General features: G+C 59.7%; 17 protein-coding genes. 9 read left to right on the forward strand and 8 right to left on the reverse strand.

Annotated features, from left to right (window positions below; translation table 11 throughout):
• The 5 genes from livM (at position 1) to BFL40_RS01845 (ending at position 5,444) form a co-directional block, all read left to right on the forward strand.
• A complete protein-coding gene (gene livM / locus BFL40_RS01825) occupies positions 1-1,278 on the forward strand; it encodes a high-affinity branched-chain amino acid ABC transporter permease LivM (RefSeq protein WP_071482802.1) in 1,278 nt (425 codons plus the stop codon).
• Entirely contained in the window at positions 1,275-2,150 is an 876-nt protein-coding gene (locus BFL40_RS01830) for an ABC transporter ATP-binding protein (RefSeq protein WP_071482803.1), read from the forward strand. Before livM ends, BFL40_RS01830 begins: the two co-directional genes overlap by 4 nt.
• Positions 2,147-2,863, forward strand: coding sequence for an ABC transporter ATP-binding protein (locus tag BFL40_RS01835; RefSeq protein WP_071482804.1), 717 nt, complete (start codon positions 2,147-2,149; stop codon positions 2,861-2,863). Before BFL40_RS01830 ends, BFL40_RS01835 begins: the two co-directional genes overlap by 4 nt.
• Positions 2,864-3,627: 764 nt before the next feature.
• Positions 3,628-4,395 (forward strand): SDR family oxidoreductase, encoded by a 768-nt coding sequence (locus tag BFL40_RS01840; RefSeq protein ID WP_053254078.1) that lies wholly within the window; start codon positions 3,628-3,630, stop codon positions 4,393-4,395.
• 143 nt (positions 4,396-4,538) lie between these two features.
• Positions 4,539-5,444, forward strand: a complete 906-nt coding sequence (locus tag BFL40_RS01845) for a cation diffusion facilitator family transporter (protein WP_071482805.1) — start codon at positions 4,539-4,541, stop codon at positions 5,442-5,444.
• Positions 5,445-5,480: 36 nt separating this feature from the next.
• Here the strand turns inward: BFL40_RS01845 and BFL40_RS01850 are convergent, their stop codons facing one another.
• From BFL40_RS01850 to ureE, 5 genes are all read right to left on the reverse strand, one after another.
• Positions 5,481-6,602 (reverse strand): AGE family epimerase/isomerase, encoded by a 1,122-nt coding sequence (locus BFL40_RS01850; protein ID WP_071482806.1) that lies wholly within the window; start codon positions 6,600-6,602, stop codon positions 5,481-5,483.
• 170 nt (positions 6,603-6,772) lie between these two features.
• A complete protein-coding gene (locus BFL40_RS01855) occupies positions 6,773-7,345 on the reverse strand; it encodes a HupE/UreJ family protein (RefSeq protein ID WP_071482807.1) in 573 nt (190 codons plus the stop codon).
• Between the two features lie 24 nt (positions 7,346-7,369).
• Entirely contained in the window at positions 7,370-7,984 is a 615-nt protein-coding gene (ureG, locus tag BFL40_RS01860) for an urease accessory protein UreG (RefSeq protein WP_017849719.1), read from the reverse strand.
• 23 nt (positions 7,985-8,007) lie between these two features.
• Positions 8,008-8,682: an urease accessory protein UreF gene (locus BFL40_RS01865; RefSeq protein WP_071482808.1), complete on the reverse strand. Its 675-nt coding sequence runs from the start codon at positions 8,680-8,682 to the stop codon at positions 8,008-8,010.
• The gene (gene ureE, locus BFL40_RS01870; RefSeq protein WP_071482809.1) at positions 8,679-9,179 is read right to left on the reverse strand and encodes an urease accessory protein UreE; all 501 of its coding nucleotides are present in this window, start codon (positions 9,177-9,179) and stop codon (positions 8,679-8,681) included. Before ureE ends, BFL40_RS01865 begins: the two co-directional genes overlap by 4 nt.
• Positions 9,180-9,518: 339 nt before the next feature.
• Here ureE and BFL40_RS01875 point away from each other — a divergent pair, with 339 nt between their 5' ends.
• Positions 9,519-9,992: a C40 family peptidase gene (locus BFL40_RS01875; RefSeq protein WP_071482810.1), complete on the forward strand. Its 474-nt coding sequence runs from the start codon at positions 9,519-9,521 to the stop codon at positions 9,990-9,992.
• 5 nt (positions 9,993-9,997) lie between these two features.
• On the opposite strand, the gene BFL40_RS01880 is transcribed toward BFL40_RS01875, so the two are convergent.
• Positions 9,998-10,630: a TetR family transcriptional regulator gene (locus BFL40_RS01880; RefSeq protein WP_071482811.1), complete on the reverse strand. Its 633-nt coding sequence runs from the start codon at positions 10,628-10,630 to the stop codon at positions 9,998-10,000.
• A 151-nt stretch (positions 10,631-10,781) separates the two neighbouring features.
• The gene (locus tag BFL40_RS01885; RefSeq protein WP_071482812.1) at positions 10,782-11,153 is read right to left on the reverse strand and encodes a hypothetical protein; all 372 of its coding nucleotides are present in this window, start codon (positions 11,151-11,153) and stop codon (positions 10,782-10,784) included.
• Between the two features lie 368 nt (positions 11,154-11,521).
• Between BFL40_RS01885 and BFL40_RS01890 the strand changes: the two genes are divergently transcribed.
• Positions 11,522-13,594 (forward strand): AsmA family protein, encoded by a 2,073-nt coding sequence (locus BFL40_RS01890; RefSeq protein WP_071482813.1) that lies wholly within the window; start codon positions 11,522-11,524, stop codon positions 13,592-13,594.
• A gap of 34 nt (positions 13,595-13,628) precedes the next feature.
• Here BFL40_RS01890 and BFL40_RS01895 read toward each other — a convergent pair whose 3' ends face one another.
• Positions 13,629-14,528 carry a LysR substrate-binding domain-containing protein gene (locus BFL40_RS01895; protein WP_071482814.1) on the reverse strand — a complete coding sequence of 300 codons (900 nt, stop codon included), beginning with the start codon at positions 14,526-14,528 and terminating at the stop codon, positions 13,629-13,631.
• A 136-nt stretch (positions 14,529-14,664) separates the two neighbouring features.
• Here BFL40_RS01895 and BFL40_RS01900 point away from each other — a divergent pair, with 136 nt between their 5' ends.
• On the forward strand, positions 14,665-15,306 hold the full coding sequence (locus tag BFL40_RS01900) for an FMN-dependent NADH-azoreductase (RefSeq protein ID WP_071482815.1): 642 nt from the start codon (positions 14,665-14,667) through the stop codon (positions 15,304-15,306).
• Positions 15,307-15,399: 93 nt separating this feature from the next.
• On the forward strand, positions 15,400-16,290 hold the full coding sequence (locus BFL40_RS01905) for an esterase/lipase family protein (RefSeq protein ID WP_071482816.1): 891 nt from the start codon (positions 15,400-15,402) through the stop codon (positions 16,288-16,290).
• Positions 16,291-16,402 lie beyond the last annotated feature (112 nt).

The raw sequence follows: 16,402 nt of genomic DNA on the forward strand, positions 1-16,402 counted from the left end.
ATGTCTGCTGCCAAATCTATCGATATCAAGAAAAGTGTGGTCGATACGGTCCTCGCCGGGCTGATTTCGCTGATCGTGTTTGGTCCGATCGTCGGCGTGGTCCTCGACGGCTACGGCTTCAACCTGCAACCGGCCCGCGTGGCCATCCTGGTCGCCATCGTGATGGCTGGCCGCTTCGTCCTGAGTCTGTTCCTGCAAACCCCGAAAGGGCTGAAGATTCTGCAAGGCTTCGAAAGCACCGGCTCCGGGGTGCACGTGCTGCCGCCGGACTACAAGTCGCAGTTACGTTGGGTCATCCCAATGATTATCGCGATAGCGATCGTCTTTCCATTCCTCGCCAACAAGTATGTGCTGACCGTGGTTATCCTCGGCCTGATCTACGTGTTGCTGGGGTTGGGACTGAACATTGTGGTGGGCCTAGCCGGCCTGCTGGACTTGGGTTATGTAGCGTTCTATGCGATTGGTGCTTATGGCCTGGCGTTGGGCTACCAGTACCTCGGCCTGGGCTTCTGGACGGTGTTGCCGTTGGCGGCGATTACGGCGGCACTGGCCGGCTGTATTCTCGGCTTTCCAGTGTTACGAATGCACGGTGACTACTTGGCCATCGTGACGCTGGGCTTTGGTGAAATCATTCGGCTGGTCCTCAACAACTGGCTGTCGTTTACCGGTGGCCCGAATGGTATGCCGGTGCCGTCGCCGACTTTCATGGGCTTGGAGTTTGGCCGGGTTGCCAAGGATGGTGGGGTACCTTTTCATCAGTTCTTCGGCCTGGAGTTCAACCCCAACCTGAAATTCATCTTCATCTACACCGTGCTGTTCCTGGTGGTGCTGGCGGTGCTTTACATCAAGCACCGTCTGACCCGTATGCCAGTCGGTCGGGCGTGGGAAGCGTTGCGTGAAGACGAAATTGCCTGTCGCTCCATGGGTTTGAATCATGTGTTGGTCAAGCTCTCGGCGTTCACCATTGGTGCGTCCACGGCGGGTCTCGCAGGCGTGTTTTTTGCCAGTACCCAAGGCTTCGTCAACCCGACTTCGTTTAACTTCTTCGAGTCGGCGTTGATCCTGGCGATTGTCGTGCTGGGTGGTATGGGGTCAACGGTTGGGGTGGTGATCGCGGCCTTTGTGCTGACCATCACGCCAGAGCTGTTGCGCAGCTTCGCCGAGTATCGGGTATTGCTGTTGGGCGTATTGATGGTGGTCATGATGATTTGGCGCCCAAGAGGCCTGATTCGTGTGAGCCGAACCGGTGTGACACCACGCAAGGGGGTAGCGCCATGAGCAAGGAAGTCGTCCTCTCTGTGGAACACCTGATGATGCACTTCGGTGGCATCAAGGCCTTGAGCGATGTGAGCCTCAAGGTCGAACGCAACTCGATCTTCGCCCTGATCGGCCCCAACGGCGCCGGCAAGACCACGGTGTTCAACTGCCTCACCGGCTTCTACAAAGCCAGCGGCGGTAAGATCGAGCTCAACGTGCGCGGCAAGCAGACCAACGTGATCCAACTGCTCGGTGAGCGCTTCAAAGCCGTCGACTTCGTTTCGCCGAAAAGCTTTGTCAGCCGCATGTACTACAAGATGTTCGGTGGCACCCACTTGGTGAACCGCGCTGGCTTGGCGCGGACCTTCCAGAACATTCGCCTGTTCAAGGAAATGTCGGTACTGGAAAACTTGTTGGTGGCCCAGCACATGTGGGTCAACCGCAACATGCTCGCGGGCATCCTCAACACTAAGGGTTACCGCAAGGCCGAAAGCGACGCCCTCGACCATGCCTTCTATTGGCTGGAAGTGGTGGACCTGGTGGACTGCGCCAACCGCCTGGCCGGTGAGCTTTCCTACGGTCAGCAACGCCGCCTGGAAATCGCCCGTGCCATGTGCACCCGGCCGCAGATCATCTGCCTGGACGAACCGGCAGCGGGCCTCAACCCTCAGGAAACCGAAGCCCTCAGCGCGATGATTCGCCTGTTGCGCGACGAACACGACCTCACGGTGGTGCTGATCGAACACGACATGGGCATGGTGATGAGTATTTCCGACCACATCGTGGTGCTCGACCACGGCAACGTGATTGCCGAGGGCGGCCCGGAAGCGATCCGTAACGACCCGAAAGTGATTGCCGCCTACCTGGGCGCTGACGAGGAGGAGCTGGTATGAGTGCACCTATCCTCGAAATGAAGGACCTGGACGTGTTTTACGGCCCGATCCAGGCCCTGAAAAAAGTCTCGCTGCACATCAACGAAGGCGAAACCGTCAGCCTGATCGGCTCCAACGGTGCGGGTAAGTCCACGCTGCTGATGTCGATCTTCGGCCAGCCGCGGGCCGAGTCCGGACAGATCATCTACAACGGCGTCGACATTACCCACAAGTCGTCCCACTACATCGCCTCCAACGGCATTGCGCAGTCGCCGGAAGGGCGGCGGGTGTTCCCCGACATGACCGTCGAGGAAAACCTGCTGATGGGCACCATCCCGATTGGCGACAAGCATGCGGCTGAGGACATGCAGCGCATGTTCGAGCTGTTCCCACGGCTCAAGGAGCGGCGTACCCAGCGCGCGATGACCATGTCCGGTGGCGAGCAGCAAATGCTCGCCATCGCCCGCGCGCTGATGAGCCGGCCCAAGCTGTTGCTGCTGGATGAGCCGAGCCTGGGGCTGGCGCCGATCGTGGTGAAGCAGATCTTCGCCACCCTGCGCGAGCTGGCGGCTACCGGTATGACCATTTTTCTGGTGGAGCAGAACGCCAACCACGCGCTGCGTTTGTCGGACCGGGCATACGTGATGGTCAACGGCGAGATCCGCCTCACGGGCACCGGCAAGGAACTGCTGGTGAATGAGGAGGTACGTAACGCTTACCTTGGTGGGCACTGATCTAAAAAGCCTGATGCAGGACCCCGTGTGGGAGTTTGCTTTATGTGGGAGCTGGCAAGCCAGTTCCCACATAAAGCAGACTCCCACATTCTTTTTAGTGCTATCCACAGATCAATCTGGAAATTGTGGAAAACAAATCCAGTGACCTCTCAAAGCGCGACATATAGCCGCCGCAAATCTCTGTTTTGTCACAGTTTTGACTTGTCCCCATTCGCTGTGGAACCGGCTGTGGGTAACGTGGGAGTAGCTGGCTGAAAGCCTTTAACTGCGGGGCTTACAGCGTCGTGGTTGTTTATTGAGCAGCTGGTTTTTCGCGACTAGCCAAGGGTTTTGTCAACCTGTTTAAAGACACAGGTATATGACCAAAATATGTCGCTCCAGCCTGTGGATAAGTCTGTGATTAAACTCTGGAAAGACGGCCGCAGAGGCCGGAATGACTGGCCTGGAGCCATCGTTCAAATTTTCCCTCTTCACATTGGGCTACATACCGCCAGACCGAGGTCAAGCAAAAAACTTTCTAAAATCGTCTGCAGGCCTTGTACACAGCGGGTTGAGGCGTTTTGCACTTGCCCCCAAAGACTGTGGGCGCAGTTGTGGATAACCTGCGTGTATCTGGCTGCAGGCCACGATTTATAAGGCTTTTATTAAGGTGGTTAAAAAGTGATCAGCTGTAAATAAAGTCTTGTGCTTAGCGGTTGCCGCAACGGCGGCGTAAGGGCATTCTGCTGGCTGATTTTTTCCCCGACGCCCGCAAGGAGAACACCATGTCCGACACGCTATTTATTACTGGCGCAACCTCAGGCTTCGGCGAAGCCTGCGCCCGTCGTTTTGCCGAAGCCGGCTGGAAACTGGTGCTCACCGGCCGTCGTGCCGACCGCTTGAATGCTTTGGTCGAAGAGCTTTCCAAGCAGACCGAAGTGCACGGGTTGGTGGTGGATGTGCGTGACCGCAAGGGTATGGAAGACGCCATCGCCAACTTGCCGCCGTCGTTTGCCAAGCTGCGCGGGCTGATCAACAACGCAGGCCTGGCCGTGGGCACCGACCCTGCGCCCAAGTGCAGCCTCGACGATTGGGAAACCATGGTCGATACCAACATCAAAGGCCTGCTGACCACCACCAGCCTGCTGCTGCCGCGCTTGATCGCACACGGCCGTGGCGCAGGCATCATCAACCTGGGCTCCATCGCCGGCAGCTATCCGTACCCGGGCAGCCATGTGTATGGCGGCTCCAAAGCGTTCGTGAAGCAGTTCTCACTGAACCTGCGCTGCGACCTGCAAGGTACTGGCGTGCGTGTGACCAACATCGAGCCAGGCCTGTGTGAGAGCGAGTTCTCGCTGGTGCGCTTCGGCGGTGACCAGGCGCGCTATGACGCCACTTACGCCGGTGCCGAGCCGATCCAGCCGCAGGATATTGCCGACACGATCTTCTGGGTGCTCAACACCCCGGCGCACGTCAACATCAACCGTTTGGAACTGATGCCGGTGAGCCAGACGTGGGCTGGGTTTGCGATTGAACGTGGGGCCAAAGGCTAACACGCGTTTGTGGGTGATCGTTCCCACGCGCTGCGTGGGAACGATCAGCATGCGGCAAATCGGCCAAAACACGACATAAGGTACACTCCACCCTTGAAAGCCCCACCGCACCCAGCGGTTTAAAGGTTTTGACGGGAGGAAATGTGAGTAACCGAGGTGAGCAGGCACTGCTCAAACAGTCGACCATCCTGATGTTCGCAGTCGCGATCGCCGGGATTGTCACGGGTGTGATTTCCGGCGCCCAATCCATTCTATTCGACGGCTTTTTCTCGCTGATCGCCACTGCCATCAAGGTGTTGATGCTGATCACGGCCAAGCTGATCGCCAAGAAAAGCAACGAGCGTTTCCAGTTCGGCTATTGGCACCTGGAACCCATGGTGCTGCTGATCGAAGGCAGCTTCCTGTTGCTGATCGCTATCTATGCGTTCCTCAACGGCGTGTTCGGCATTATCAATGGCGGGCGCGAGATCGAGTTGGGGCTGGTGATCATCTACGCGGCGGTGTTTACCGTCGTCGAGTTCGCCTACTTCTTCTATGTGCGTTATCGCAATCGCAGTCTCAAGTCATCGCTGATCCAGTTCGACAACATCAGCTGGTTGGTGGACGCGATGCTGTCGGTGGGCTTGCTGATCAGCTTTCTTGCGGCGTTGTTGCTCAAGTCCCAGGGCTATGGCGAGTGGGCGGTGTATGTCGACCCGCTGATCCTGATCCTGCTGGCCCTGAGCATGCTGGCGCCGGCGTTCAAGATCCTGCGCCCGGCGTTGCGCGACGTGCTGGGGATTGCCCCGGACCAGTTGGATGACAAAGTGCGCGAAGTAATGGACGCGGCCCAGGCCAGACACGGTTTCGACGACTACGTGTCGTACGTGCAAAAGCACGGGCGGGCGCGGTTTATCGAGATTCATGTGGTGTTGCCGGCGGACTACCCGGTGGATAACGTCGCGACCCTCGACGGGCTGCGTGAAGAGATATCCACAGGGCTCGGCACGCCGGACGCAGCGCGCTGGCTGACGATCAGCTTTACCGGCGATCGCAAGTGGATTGCGTGAGACCGCAGTGAGGCCTTCGCGAGCAAGCCCTGAAGGTCAGCCGAGATGCTGGATCAAGCCCTGATAGCAAGTTGCCAAGTGATAAGGCGTGGTCGACGGCATGTCCCGTCGGCTCACGACGCCCTTGGCGTCCAGGCATTCATGCCAACCTTTCTCATGCAAGAAGTGTTGTTGCAGCGCCAGCAATTGGTGCTGCAACACCGCCTCGCTGCCAGGCCGCAAGGTCAGTGCCCGCAGGTATTCAGCCTGGGCCCAGATGCGTTGGGTGCCGTCGCGCAGGCTGCCGTCCAAGGCGAGCATGCCGCTGACCGCTCCGGTGGTTTTATCCACACCTTTCTGCTCGGCGTAGGCAAACGCCCGCGTCAACGAGGCACGCAGTGGTGTATCACGCAGTACCTCTGATGATTCCACCAAGAAAAACCATTCAAACTGGTGCCCAGGTTCAAACCAGTTGTCCACAGCCCCCAGTGGTTTTTCCATCATCACGCCGGTTTGACGGTCGATGAAGCGCTTCTGCATGGCGGTGGCCAAGTCCAGCAGCGCGTCTTGCGTGATGGCGTCTTCACGTACAGCCAGCGTGGCGAGGAAGCCTTCGGCCAAGTGCATCAACGGGTTTTGCAGTGGCCCGGACTCGAGGGACGACCAGTTGCGCTCCAATACCGCCTCGTACAGGCCGTCGCCCGTGGCGAAACGTTCGGCGACCACTTCCAGGGCCGCATCGAGCACCGACTCCACCAACGGCTCACGCACTTTGGCCCAGTAATGGGCGCAGGCGAAGATGATGAAAGCATGGGTGTAGAGATCTTTGCGCTTATCCAGCGGTTGGCCGGCAGGGTCGATGCTGTAGAACCAGCCACCGTATTCGGCGTCATGGAAGTGCCGTTGCAGGGAACGGAACAGCGCCGACGCGCGCTCTTCGGCGAAGCCTGCACCAGGCTCGCCGATCAGGCTGGCGAACAGGTACAACTGCCGGGCACAGGCCATGGCGCGGTAGCGTTGTGGGGGCAGTGGCCGGTGATCGGCGTCCAGCGCCTCATAAGGCAGCGCCAACTCGGCATTCCAGCCCGGGCCTTGCCAGAGCGGCACGATCAGGTCATGGAAGTGCGTGAGCACGGCATTTAATGAAGGCTTGGAGGCAGAGCTTGGAGCGATGGGCATTGGCTGGCGTCGTCACGGCAGGGTGTAGGCGCGCATGGTAGCAGGCTTGGGATAGTTGGTGCCTTTCACTCCGTCATCGCGGGCAAGCCAGCTCCACCTTTTTGAATTGTGAACCCAATCAAATGTGGGAGCTGGCTGCCTGCGATGAGGCCCTACAGGTGCAACAAAACTCAGCCCGCCAGCAACCAAACCCCAGTCGCCGCCGAAGCCGCCCCGGCAACCCGCACCAACGGCGCCGCCGCTGCCGGCAGGAAGCGCACCACGGCATAACCCGCAGCGTGCAACACGGCCGTCGCGCCGACAAAACCTGCGGCATACGCCCAAGGGTTGGACATGTCCGGCAGCTCCAAGCCATGCGCCACGCCATGGAACAGCGCAAACAATGCCGTCGCCCCTACGGCCACGAACAACGGTGGTCGCACCGCCAGCGCTACCGCCAGGCCCAGTGCCAGCACCGAGGCGGCAATCCCGCTTTCCAGCGCAGGCAGTTCCAGGCCCTCAAAGCCCAGCATGCCGCCAATCAACATGGTGCCGACGAAGGTGCATGGCAGCGCCCAACGGGCGGCACCTTTTTGCTGAGCGGCCCAAAGGCCGACGGCCACCATGGCGAGTAAATGATCGATGCCGCTGAGTGGGTGACTGATGCCTGCCACCAGCCCGTTATCACCATGCCCGGGGTGAGCGAAGGCGAGTGCGGGGACGAGCAGCAGGGCGGCGGTTGCGAACAGTTTGTTGAGACTCATGAGCAGGCTCCTTTTAGAGTGAGATCAGGCGGCGGTCAGCAAGCCCTGACGTTCGATAAAGGCGACGATTTCATCCAGGCCGACGCCGGTTTTCTGGTTGCTGAACACAAAGGGTTTACCGTTGCGCATGCGCTGGGTGTCGCTGTTCATCAGTTCCAGCGAGGCGCCCACCAGCGGTGCCAGGTCGATCTTGTTGATCACCAGCAGGTCGGATTTGCAAATACCGGGCCCGCCTTTGCGCGGTAGCTTGTCGCCGGCCGACACATCGATCACGTAGATGGTCAGGTCCGACAGCTCCGGGCTGAACGTCGCCGACAGGTTGTCGCCGCCGGACTCCACCAGGATCAGGTCCAGACCGGGAAAACGCCGGTTGAGTTGATCCACCGCTTCCAGGTTGATCGAGGCATCTTCACGGATTGCCGTGTGCGGGCAGCCGCCGGTTTCCACGCCGATGATGCGTTCGGGCGCCAGGGCCTGGTTGCGCACCAGGAAGTCGGCGTCTTCGCGGGTGTAGATATCGTTGGTGACCACCGCCAGGTTGTAGCGGTCGCGCAGGGCCAGGCACAAAGCCAGGGTCAGGGCGGTTTTGCCGGAGCCCACCGGGCCGCCGATGCCGACACGCAGGGGTTGTGTGTTCATGTGCTTCTCCAAAATTTAAGTCCTTAGGAACGGAACAGGCGGCTGTACTGGCGCTCGTGGGCCATGCACGCCAGGGACAGGCCGAAGGCGGCGCTGCCGACAGGGTTGGGGTCGATTCGTCCTGCGTCCTGCTGGGCTTGTTGCAGCAGTGGCAGCAGTTCACTGGTCAGGCGTTGGGCGGCTTGCTGGCCCAGGGGCAGGGTTTTCATCAGCACGGCCAATTGGTTTTCCAGCCAGCTCCACAGCCAGGCGGCGAGGGCGTCGTCCGGGCTGATGTTCCAGGCGCGGGCGGCCAGCGCCCAGCCCAGGGCCAGGTGCGGTTCGGCGCATTGCTCCAGGAAGCTGCGGGCCGCGTCGTCCAGCTCCGGCAGCCCGTTGAGCAGTTGTTGCAGGGAGTAGCCCATCTGCCGGCTCTCCTGATACAGCTCGCGGGTCTCACGGCTGGCGCGGTGTTCTTCGCAGAGCTGTGCCAGGCGCGGCCAATCCTGCTCGGCTGCGGCACGGCAGTGGGCGAGCAACAGCGGCGCTTCGAAGCGGGCAAGGTTGAGCAGCAACTGGTCGCTGATCCAGCGTCGAGCACTGGCCGCGTCGTTCACGCGGCCATTCTCCACGGCCATTTCCAGGCCTTGGGAATAGCTGTAGCCGCCAATCGGCAATTGCGGACTGGCCAGACGCAACAGCGCCCAGGCTGGGTTCATAGACGTACGCCGAACTGGTGCAGTTTGGGCGGGTAGTTGAAATCTTCGTCGCCGTGGCGCGAATGATGATGGCCGCCGCCATAGGCGCCGTGTTCCGGTTGGAAAGGTGCTTCGATGGTTTGCGTGGTGGCGCCTAGCTGGTCGAGCATGGCTTTGAGCACGTAGTCATCGAGCAGGCGTAACCAGCCGTCACCCACTTGCAGAGCCACATGACGGTTACCGAGGTGGTAGGCGGCGCGGGTCAGTTCAAACGGGCTGCTGCAAGTGACGTGCAGCAGTTGTTCAGGGCGAGCACACACACGTACGACACGTCCGTCTTCAGCCTGTAGGAATTCGCCATCATGCAGCGGCGACTGGCCACGCTCCAGAAATAGGCCGACGTCTTCACCGTCGGCACTGAAACAGCGCAGGCGGCTTTTGCTGCGTGCTTCGAAGTTCAGCAGCAACTCGGCGGCCCAGAGGGCTTGGGGGGCGATTCGGCGGTGGATCACCAGCATCAGGAGGCTTCCAGCTATGAGCGATAAGGGAGCTAGAGCAAGGGGCTTGCCAATCACGCGTGTGGGTGGGAAATCCCTGTCGGCAAGCACCGTCATGCCACCGAATAGGGCGTCAGCTCATTTCAGCAGTGACTCAAATTGGTGCGTAATTGAATTTATAGCACTGGATGTGGGCGTTTTGCGTTGAGAGCCACCGTGGGTTGCATGAAGTTTCTTTCATCCTCTTCGTGCTGGCGCTTTCTCAGATTTGTCCTACGGGGTATCAGGATTTGGCGTTCAAAAAGTTACGCGCTGTTTGATTAGGATTTGCGCCGTGTTTAATTCGCAGCGACGTTCATCATGCTCAAGTCATTTTTTTGTTTAGTCATTATCAGTTTGTCTTGCGTCATCACATCGGCGTCGGCCAGTTTTCAACATCGCGTGACCGCTATCGACAATGTGATCGAGCGCGCTTACGAGTTGCTCGGTACACCTTACCAATCCGGTGGGGCTTCGACGCAGCGGGGGTTTGATTGCAGTAGTTTTCTGGTCTATCTGTTCAAGACACAAGCCAATATTCAGTTACCACGCACCACTGCCGCCATGCACCGTTCGACTGCGGCTACCATTCAGCGCCACGCACTCAAGCCGGGTGATGCCGTGTTCTTCAAGGGTAATGGGCGCGGCCAGGTCAGCCATGTCGGCCTTTATATAGGCAAAGGAAAATTCATCCATTCGCCCAGTACCGGCAAACGCGTTCGCATCGACTCGCTGAACAGCAGCTACTGGAAAAAGAACTACACCCTCGCCAAGCGCTTTCACGCGGCGGGCTGACCGGTTTACTCGGTGCTGCCCAGGCCTTGCCAATGCTTGAGGCCGATAAAGATAAAGCGCAATTGCTGGGTGATTTTCGCCTGGGGCGTGAGGTGGTCAGGCAGGGTATGTGCTGGCGGGTCGATGATATCGGGCAGGGTGGCGAACACGCTCTTGACGATCAGGTCGGCCATCACATGCAAGCCTTCGGCATCCAGGTGCTGGAGCTTGGGCATAAAGGTGAGGTCGGCCGCCAGGTCGCTGGTAATGTCTTCGCGCAAGGCGCCGATAGCTTGGCGCACCGCCAGGCAGCCACCGTATTGCTCGCGGGCCAGGAACAGGAATTGCGATCGGTTGGCCGACACCACATCCAGAAAAATCCGCACGGACGCATCGATGATGCCGCCCATCACGAACTCGTTGTGGCGTACCAGGCGAATCGTGGCGCGGAAGGTCTGGCCGACTTCACTGACGAGTACCAAACCAAGCTGGTCCATGTCGTCAAAGTGACGGTAGAACCCGGTCGGGACGATACCGGCGGTCTTGGCCACTTCCCGCAGGCTCAGGCTGCCAAACCCACGGCCACACTCCATCAGATGGCGGGCTGCGTCCATCAGGGCGAGGCGGGTCTGTTGCTTCTGTTCGGCGCGGGGCAGCATGGGCGGGTGGGCTTTGTTGGCAAGTACAGCGACGCACTCTAGCAAAACAGCTTCGTCGGCGTCGAACTTGGCGGGGGTGATGCGTGATGGGGTCTATATAAAAGCAAAAGCCCGATCGACTGATCGGGCTTTTTTCCGGGCTACCACGGGGTTAGCTCTGTGCTTGATGCAGTTCTTGCAGGCGATCTGCACCACCTTCGGCAACACCGTCGGTGTAAGCGCGTTTGTTAGCTTGTTCAGCACCGCCTTCTACCAGACCTTTCTGTTCCAGGCGATCACGGCCACCTTCAGCAACGCCGTCGGTGTAGGCACGTTTGTTGGCGTGTTCCGAACCGTTCTCAGCAACAGCGCCTTTAGCGTAGTCACGGTTTTCATCTTCTTGCGAACCGCTGCGAGCCAGGGTTTGGCTGGATTGAACGGCTTGGGCTTTATTCTGTGGAGTGGCTTGTTCGGCTGCTGGCAGGGCAAAGGCACTGGAAGCGAGGACGGACAGTAGGGCGACAGCGAGTACTTGGCGTTTCATGATGGTTGCTCCTTGGGAGGGCGATAAAGTGGGTACAGGGCTAATGCTACTCTCGATAAGTCGATATAAAAGTTCATAAACACAATGGTAATAATCAACAGAATTGATTGTTCCCGGCAGAGGCTCTAGAACGCGCCTCTCAAGCCCGCGGTTTTGCACCATGGTGGGTATTTTCGACCCGTTCGTGGGTAACACCGGTGCATTGTTGGTGGCTTGGGTCGTTGGGGCTGTAGGAAGAATCGCTTTTTTTGCGGTTAATTCGTTCTCGGGCTAAACCCCCAGGCTGTTTGCCAGTCGTAGCCTTGTAAGCTGTAGTCCAAAGGTGCGCCGCAGCGCGCACCCTCAGTCGTAATCAGGAGTCCTGTGCAATGACGCGCACTCGTAAAATCGTCGCTTGGAGCTGCGCCAGCTTCGTTCTGTTAATCGCCGTGGTGGTGTTGGTTCTGGTCTTCTTTGACTGGAACCGCATCAAGCCGCAACTCAATGCCAAGGTCTCCGAAGAACTGCATCGCCCCTTTGCCGTTAATGGCAACCTGGCGGTGGTGTGGGCGCGTGAGCCGGAAGAAGGCGGCTGGCGTGCCTGGGTGCCGTGGCCCCACTTGATCGCCGAAGACCTGACGCTGGGCAACCCTGATTGGTCGAAACAGCCGCAAATGGTCACGCTTAAAAAAGTGGAGCTGCGCATTTCGCCCTTGGCGTTGTTGGTGCAGCGCGTGGTGATCCCGCGTATCGACCTCACCGAGCCGAGTGCCGACTTGCAGCGCCTGGCCGATGGCCGCGCCAACTGGACCTTCAAGTTCGACCCCAAAGACCCCAACGCCGAACCTTCCAGTTGGGTGGTGGACATCGGCGCCATTGGCTTCGACAAGGGCCATGTGAGCCTCGACGACCAAACCCTAAAGACCCAACTCGACGTGATCATCGACCCGCTGGGTAAATCGATCCCCTTCGGCGAAATCGTCGGCGACGCCGATGCCAAGAAGGCCTTGGAAAAAGGCTCGGCGCCCCAGGACTATGCGTTCGCGCTCAAGGTCAAAGGCCAATACCACGGCCAGAAGCTCGACGGCACCGGCAAGATCGGTGGCCTGCTGGCCCTGCAGGACGTGGCCAAGCCATTCCCGTTGCAAGCCCAAGTGAAAGTCGCCGACACCAGCATCGCCCTGGCCGGCACCCTGACCGACCCACTGAACCTCGGTGCCCTGGACCTGCGTCTGAAGTTATCCGGTAGCAGCCTGGGCAACCTGTACCCGTTGACCGGTGTGACGTTGCCGGATTCCCCGGCCTATTCCACCGACGGTCACTTGATCGCCAAGCTGCACGATGCCGGCGGCGCGTCCTTCAGCTACGAAAACTTCAACGGCAAGATCGGCAACAGCGATATCCACGGCAACCTTGGCTATGTCGCCAGCCAGCCGCGCCCCAAACTCACGGGTGCGCTGGTCTCCAATCAATTGCTGATGGCTGACCTGGCCCCCTTGATCGGCGCGGACTCGAATGCCAAGCAAAAAGCCCGTGGTGGCGAAAGTAAGCAGCCGGCGACCAAAGTGCTGCCGGTAGAGGAGTTCCGCACCGAGCGTTGGCGCGATATGGATGCCGACGTGGAGTTCACCGGCAAGCGCATTGTGCACAGCGCCGAACTGCCTTTCACCGACCTCTACACCCACCTGGTACTCAACGACGGTGAACTGAGCCTGGAACCGCTGCGCTTCGGCGTGGCCGGCGGCAAGCTGGATGCGCAGATTCGCTTGAATGGTCGCACTACGCCACTGGAAGGCCGGGCCAAACTCACTGCGCGCAACTTCAAGCTCAAGCAGCTGTTCCCGACCTTCGAACCGATGAAAACCAGCTTTGGCGAGCTCAATGGTGATGCGGATATTTCCGGGCGCGGCAACTCCGTGGCAGCCCTGCTGGGCACCTCTAACGGTGACTTGAAGATGCTGATCAACGACGGCGCTATCAGCCGCAGTCTGATGGAAATCGCCGGGCTCAACGTGGGCAACTACGTGGTGGGTCGCCTGTTTGGCGACAAAGAAGTGAAGATTAACTGCGCAGCGGCGGACTTCGGTATCAAGACCGGCCTGGCCACGCCCCGCCTGTTTGTATTTGATACCGAGAACGCGATCATCTACATCGATGGTACGGCGAATATGGCGACGGAGCAGTTGGACCTCACCATCACGCCGGAATCGAAGGGTTTCCGCTTGTTCTCCCTGCGCTCACCTCTGTACGTGAACGGGCCATTTATCAAACCCAATGCCGGTGTCAAAGCCGTGCCGCTGATGCTGCGCGGAGCCGGGATGGTTGCGCTGGGCGTGATTGCCGGCCCGGCGGCGGGGCTGTTGGCGCTGGTGGCACCGAGTGGGGATGAAAAACCGAACCAGTGTGCGCCGTTATTGCAGCAGATGCGGGAAGGCAAGGCGCCGAAGACGGTTAAGGGATAACTGAGGGAGTTGAAATCAAAGGTTTTATCGGATTTCACAAGGCATGGCCGCAAAGCCTGGCTTCCTCCTGTACCCACTGGAAAAACGCCCTGACCGGCGGGTGGCGTTCGCGCCCCGGCACACAGAGGGCGCTGTAGCCGGCGCCGCCCACACTGATCTGCGGCCGGTAGGGCACCAATAAACCGTTGGCGATGCTTTCCGAGACCAGAATGTTGCTCGCCAATACCAAGCCCTGACCGGCAATCGCCGCTTGCAGCGCGTAGTGTTCCTCGTCGTATTCGCGCAACAGGGAGGTGTGGGCCAACCAGGACTCCCCGGCTTTTTCGCACCAGGCTTGCCAGCCCAGGACGTAGAGCTTGGAGTTATGCCAGCGCACGCTGATCAGCGTCGGCACTCGGGTGCTTGCCAGTGCGACCTGTTCGGGAGAGCCATACACCGCGAAACATTCATCGAACAGGCACTCGCCGTACAGGTGGGGGGAATCGCCGAGGCTGTAGCGAATCACCAGGTCGACACTGGCGTCCTGCTGCAGGTCCACGACTTCGCACTGGGTATCCAGGCGCAGGCTGATGTCGGGGTGGGCGGCATAAAAGCGCCCTAGTCGTGGTACCAGCCATAACGCAGTAAAGGCTGGCGTGGTGGAAACGGTGAGTTGCCCGGCGCTGCGTTGCGGGCGCAGCGTGTCGACGCTTTGCGCCACGTCCAGCAAGGCGCCATGCAGGCTGTGAAACAGTCGCTCGCCGCCGTCGGTGAGACGCACCTGGCGCGGCAGGCGTTCGAACAGGGGGATGCCCAGCCAGGTTTCCAGGCTGCGGATCTGGTGAGACACCGCCGTGGGCGTCACCGACAACTCCTGGGCTGCCGCCTTGAAGCTCAGCAGGCGCGACGCCGATTCAAAGGTGCGCAGGGCGGTGAGGGGCAGTGAGGCGAACATATGGGCTCCATGGATGAAACTAATTCATCCTGATCAACTATTGCTCATTTGTCGGTTGGTGCGCCTGCCTCTAGATTTTCTGGCAAGAGTGGCGGCCAAACAGGTCGCCTGAGTCTAGCCCGCGAAGGTCGTACAGATGAAAAAAATGCTAATGATTCACGCCAGTCCCCGTGGCGAACGTTCTCACTCCCGGCGCCTGGCCGAGTCGTTTCTCGACACCTGGCACACCGCGAACCCCAGTGCGCAGGTGACCCGCCGTGAAGTCGGTCGAGCTTTCATTCCCCATGTCAGCGAAGCCTTCGTGGCGGCGAATTTCTACCCCGAGCCGCAATCCTTACCCAAGGTGATGAAGGCCGACCTGCAACTGAGCGACGAGTTGGTGAACGAACTGATCGGCCATGAGTTGTTGGTGATTTCCATGCCGCTGTACAACTTCGGGGTGCCCAGCGGCCTCAAGGCCTGGATCGATCAGATCGTACGCTTGGGCCTGACCTTCGATATCGCGCAGGACAGCGACGGAATTGCGCAGTACCAGGCGTTGTTGACGGGTAAAAAGGCGCTGATCATCACCAGCCGAGGCGGCAGCGGGTTCGGTCCGGGCGGGGAGTATGAATGGATGAACCATGCTGACCCGCACCTGCGTACGGTGCTTGGCTACATCGGTATCGACGACATCCAAGTGGTTGCCGCCGAAGGTGAAGAGTCGGACAAAAGCGTCTTCCAGCGTTCCTGTGAAGAAGCCGAACGCCAACTGCACGACTTGGCGCGGCGCTTTTAAGCTGTCATGACTTGGTCATGGGGCGGTCATGTCGAGTTATGAAGCGCTGGTCTAGGATGGAATCATCGCTTTTCCGACTAGGATGCCTGCGCCATGCCCGATTCCCTCGCCACACGTTACCCCTTGGTGCTGGTGCCCGGCATGTTGGGGTTTGTGCGCCTGGGGTTGTTTCCCTATTGGTACGGCATCGTCCCGGCGTTGCGGGCGGGTGGGGCCCAGGTGTTTCCCGTGCAAGTGGCGCCGCTTGATTCCAGCGAGGTGCGAGGCGAACAGTTGCTGATGCAAATCGAGCAGATTCGCCAGCAGACAGGCGCCGACAAGGTCAACCTGATCGGCCATAGCCAGGGCTCGCTGACCGCGCGTTATGCGGCGGCCAAGCGCCCGGAGTGGGTGGCTTCGGTGACGTCGGTGGCTGGGCCCAATCATGGTTCGGAACTGGCTGACCATATCCACACCCATTACCCCATCGACAGCGTGAAAGGCCGGGCCATGAGCGCGCTTTTTCATCTGGTCGCCAGGGTGATGAGTCTGTTGGAAACCGGCTATCGCGGGCCGCGCTTCAAGGCCGACTTGCAAGCCTCGCATCATTCCCTGACCAGCGCGGGCGTGGCCCTGTTCAACCGCCAGTATCCCCAGGGTTTACCGCAGCGTTGGGGCGGGCAGGGCAGCGAAGTGGTCAACGGCGTGCGCTATTACTCGTGGTCCGGCACCTTGCAGCCGGGCAAGACCGATCGCGGGCGTAACATGTTCGACGGGACGAATCGCAGTTGCCGGTTGTTCGCCCGCAGCTTTGTGCGCGAAAAGGGCCAATGTGACGGCATGGTCGGGCGTTACAGCTCACATTTGGGTACGGTTATCGGCGATGACTACGCCCTGGACCACTTCGATATCGTCAATCAGTCCATGGGACTGGTGGGCAAGGGCGCCGAGCCCATTCGTTTGTTTGTCGAGCATGCCCAAAGACTAAAGGCCGCCGGTGTTTAATTCGCGTAGCAGTTGTCGAGCGCCAGCGAGGCTACGTTGGTCGCACTGCCGATGATGCGCCTGGCGGCCTCGTCGCGACTAACCCAGCCACGCAGGCGCTCGACAGCTGCTA

The organism is Pseudomonas costantinii, from assembly GCF_001870435.1.
Lineage (GTDB): Bacteria > Pseudomonadota > Gammaproteobacteria > Pseudomonadales > Pseudomonadaceae > Aquipseudomonas > Aquipseudomonas costantinii.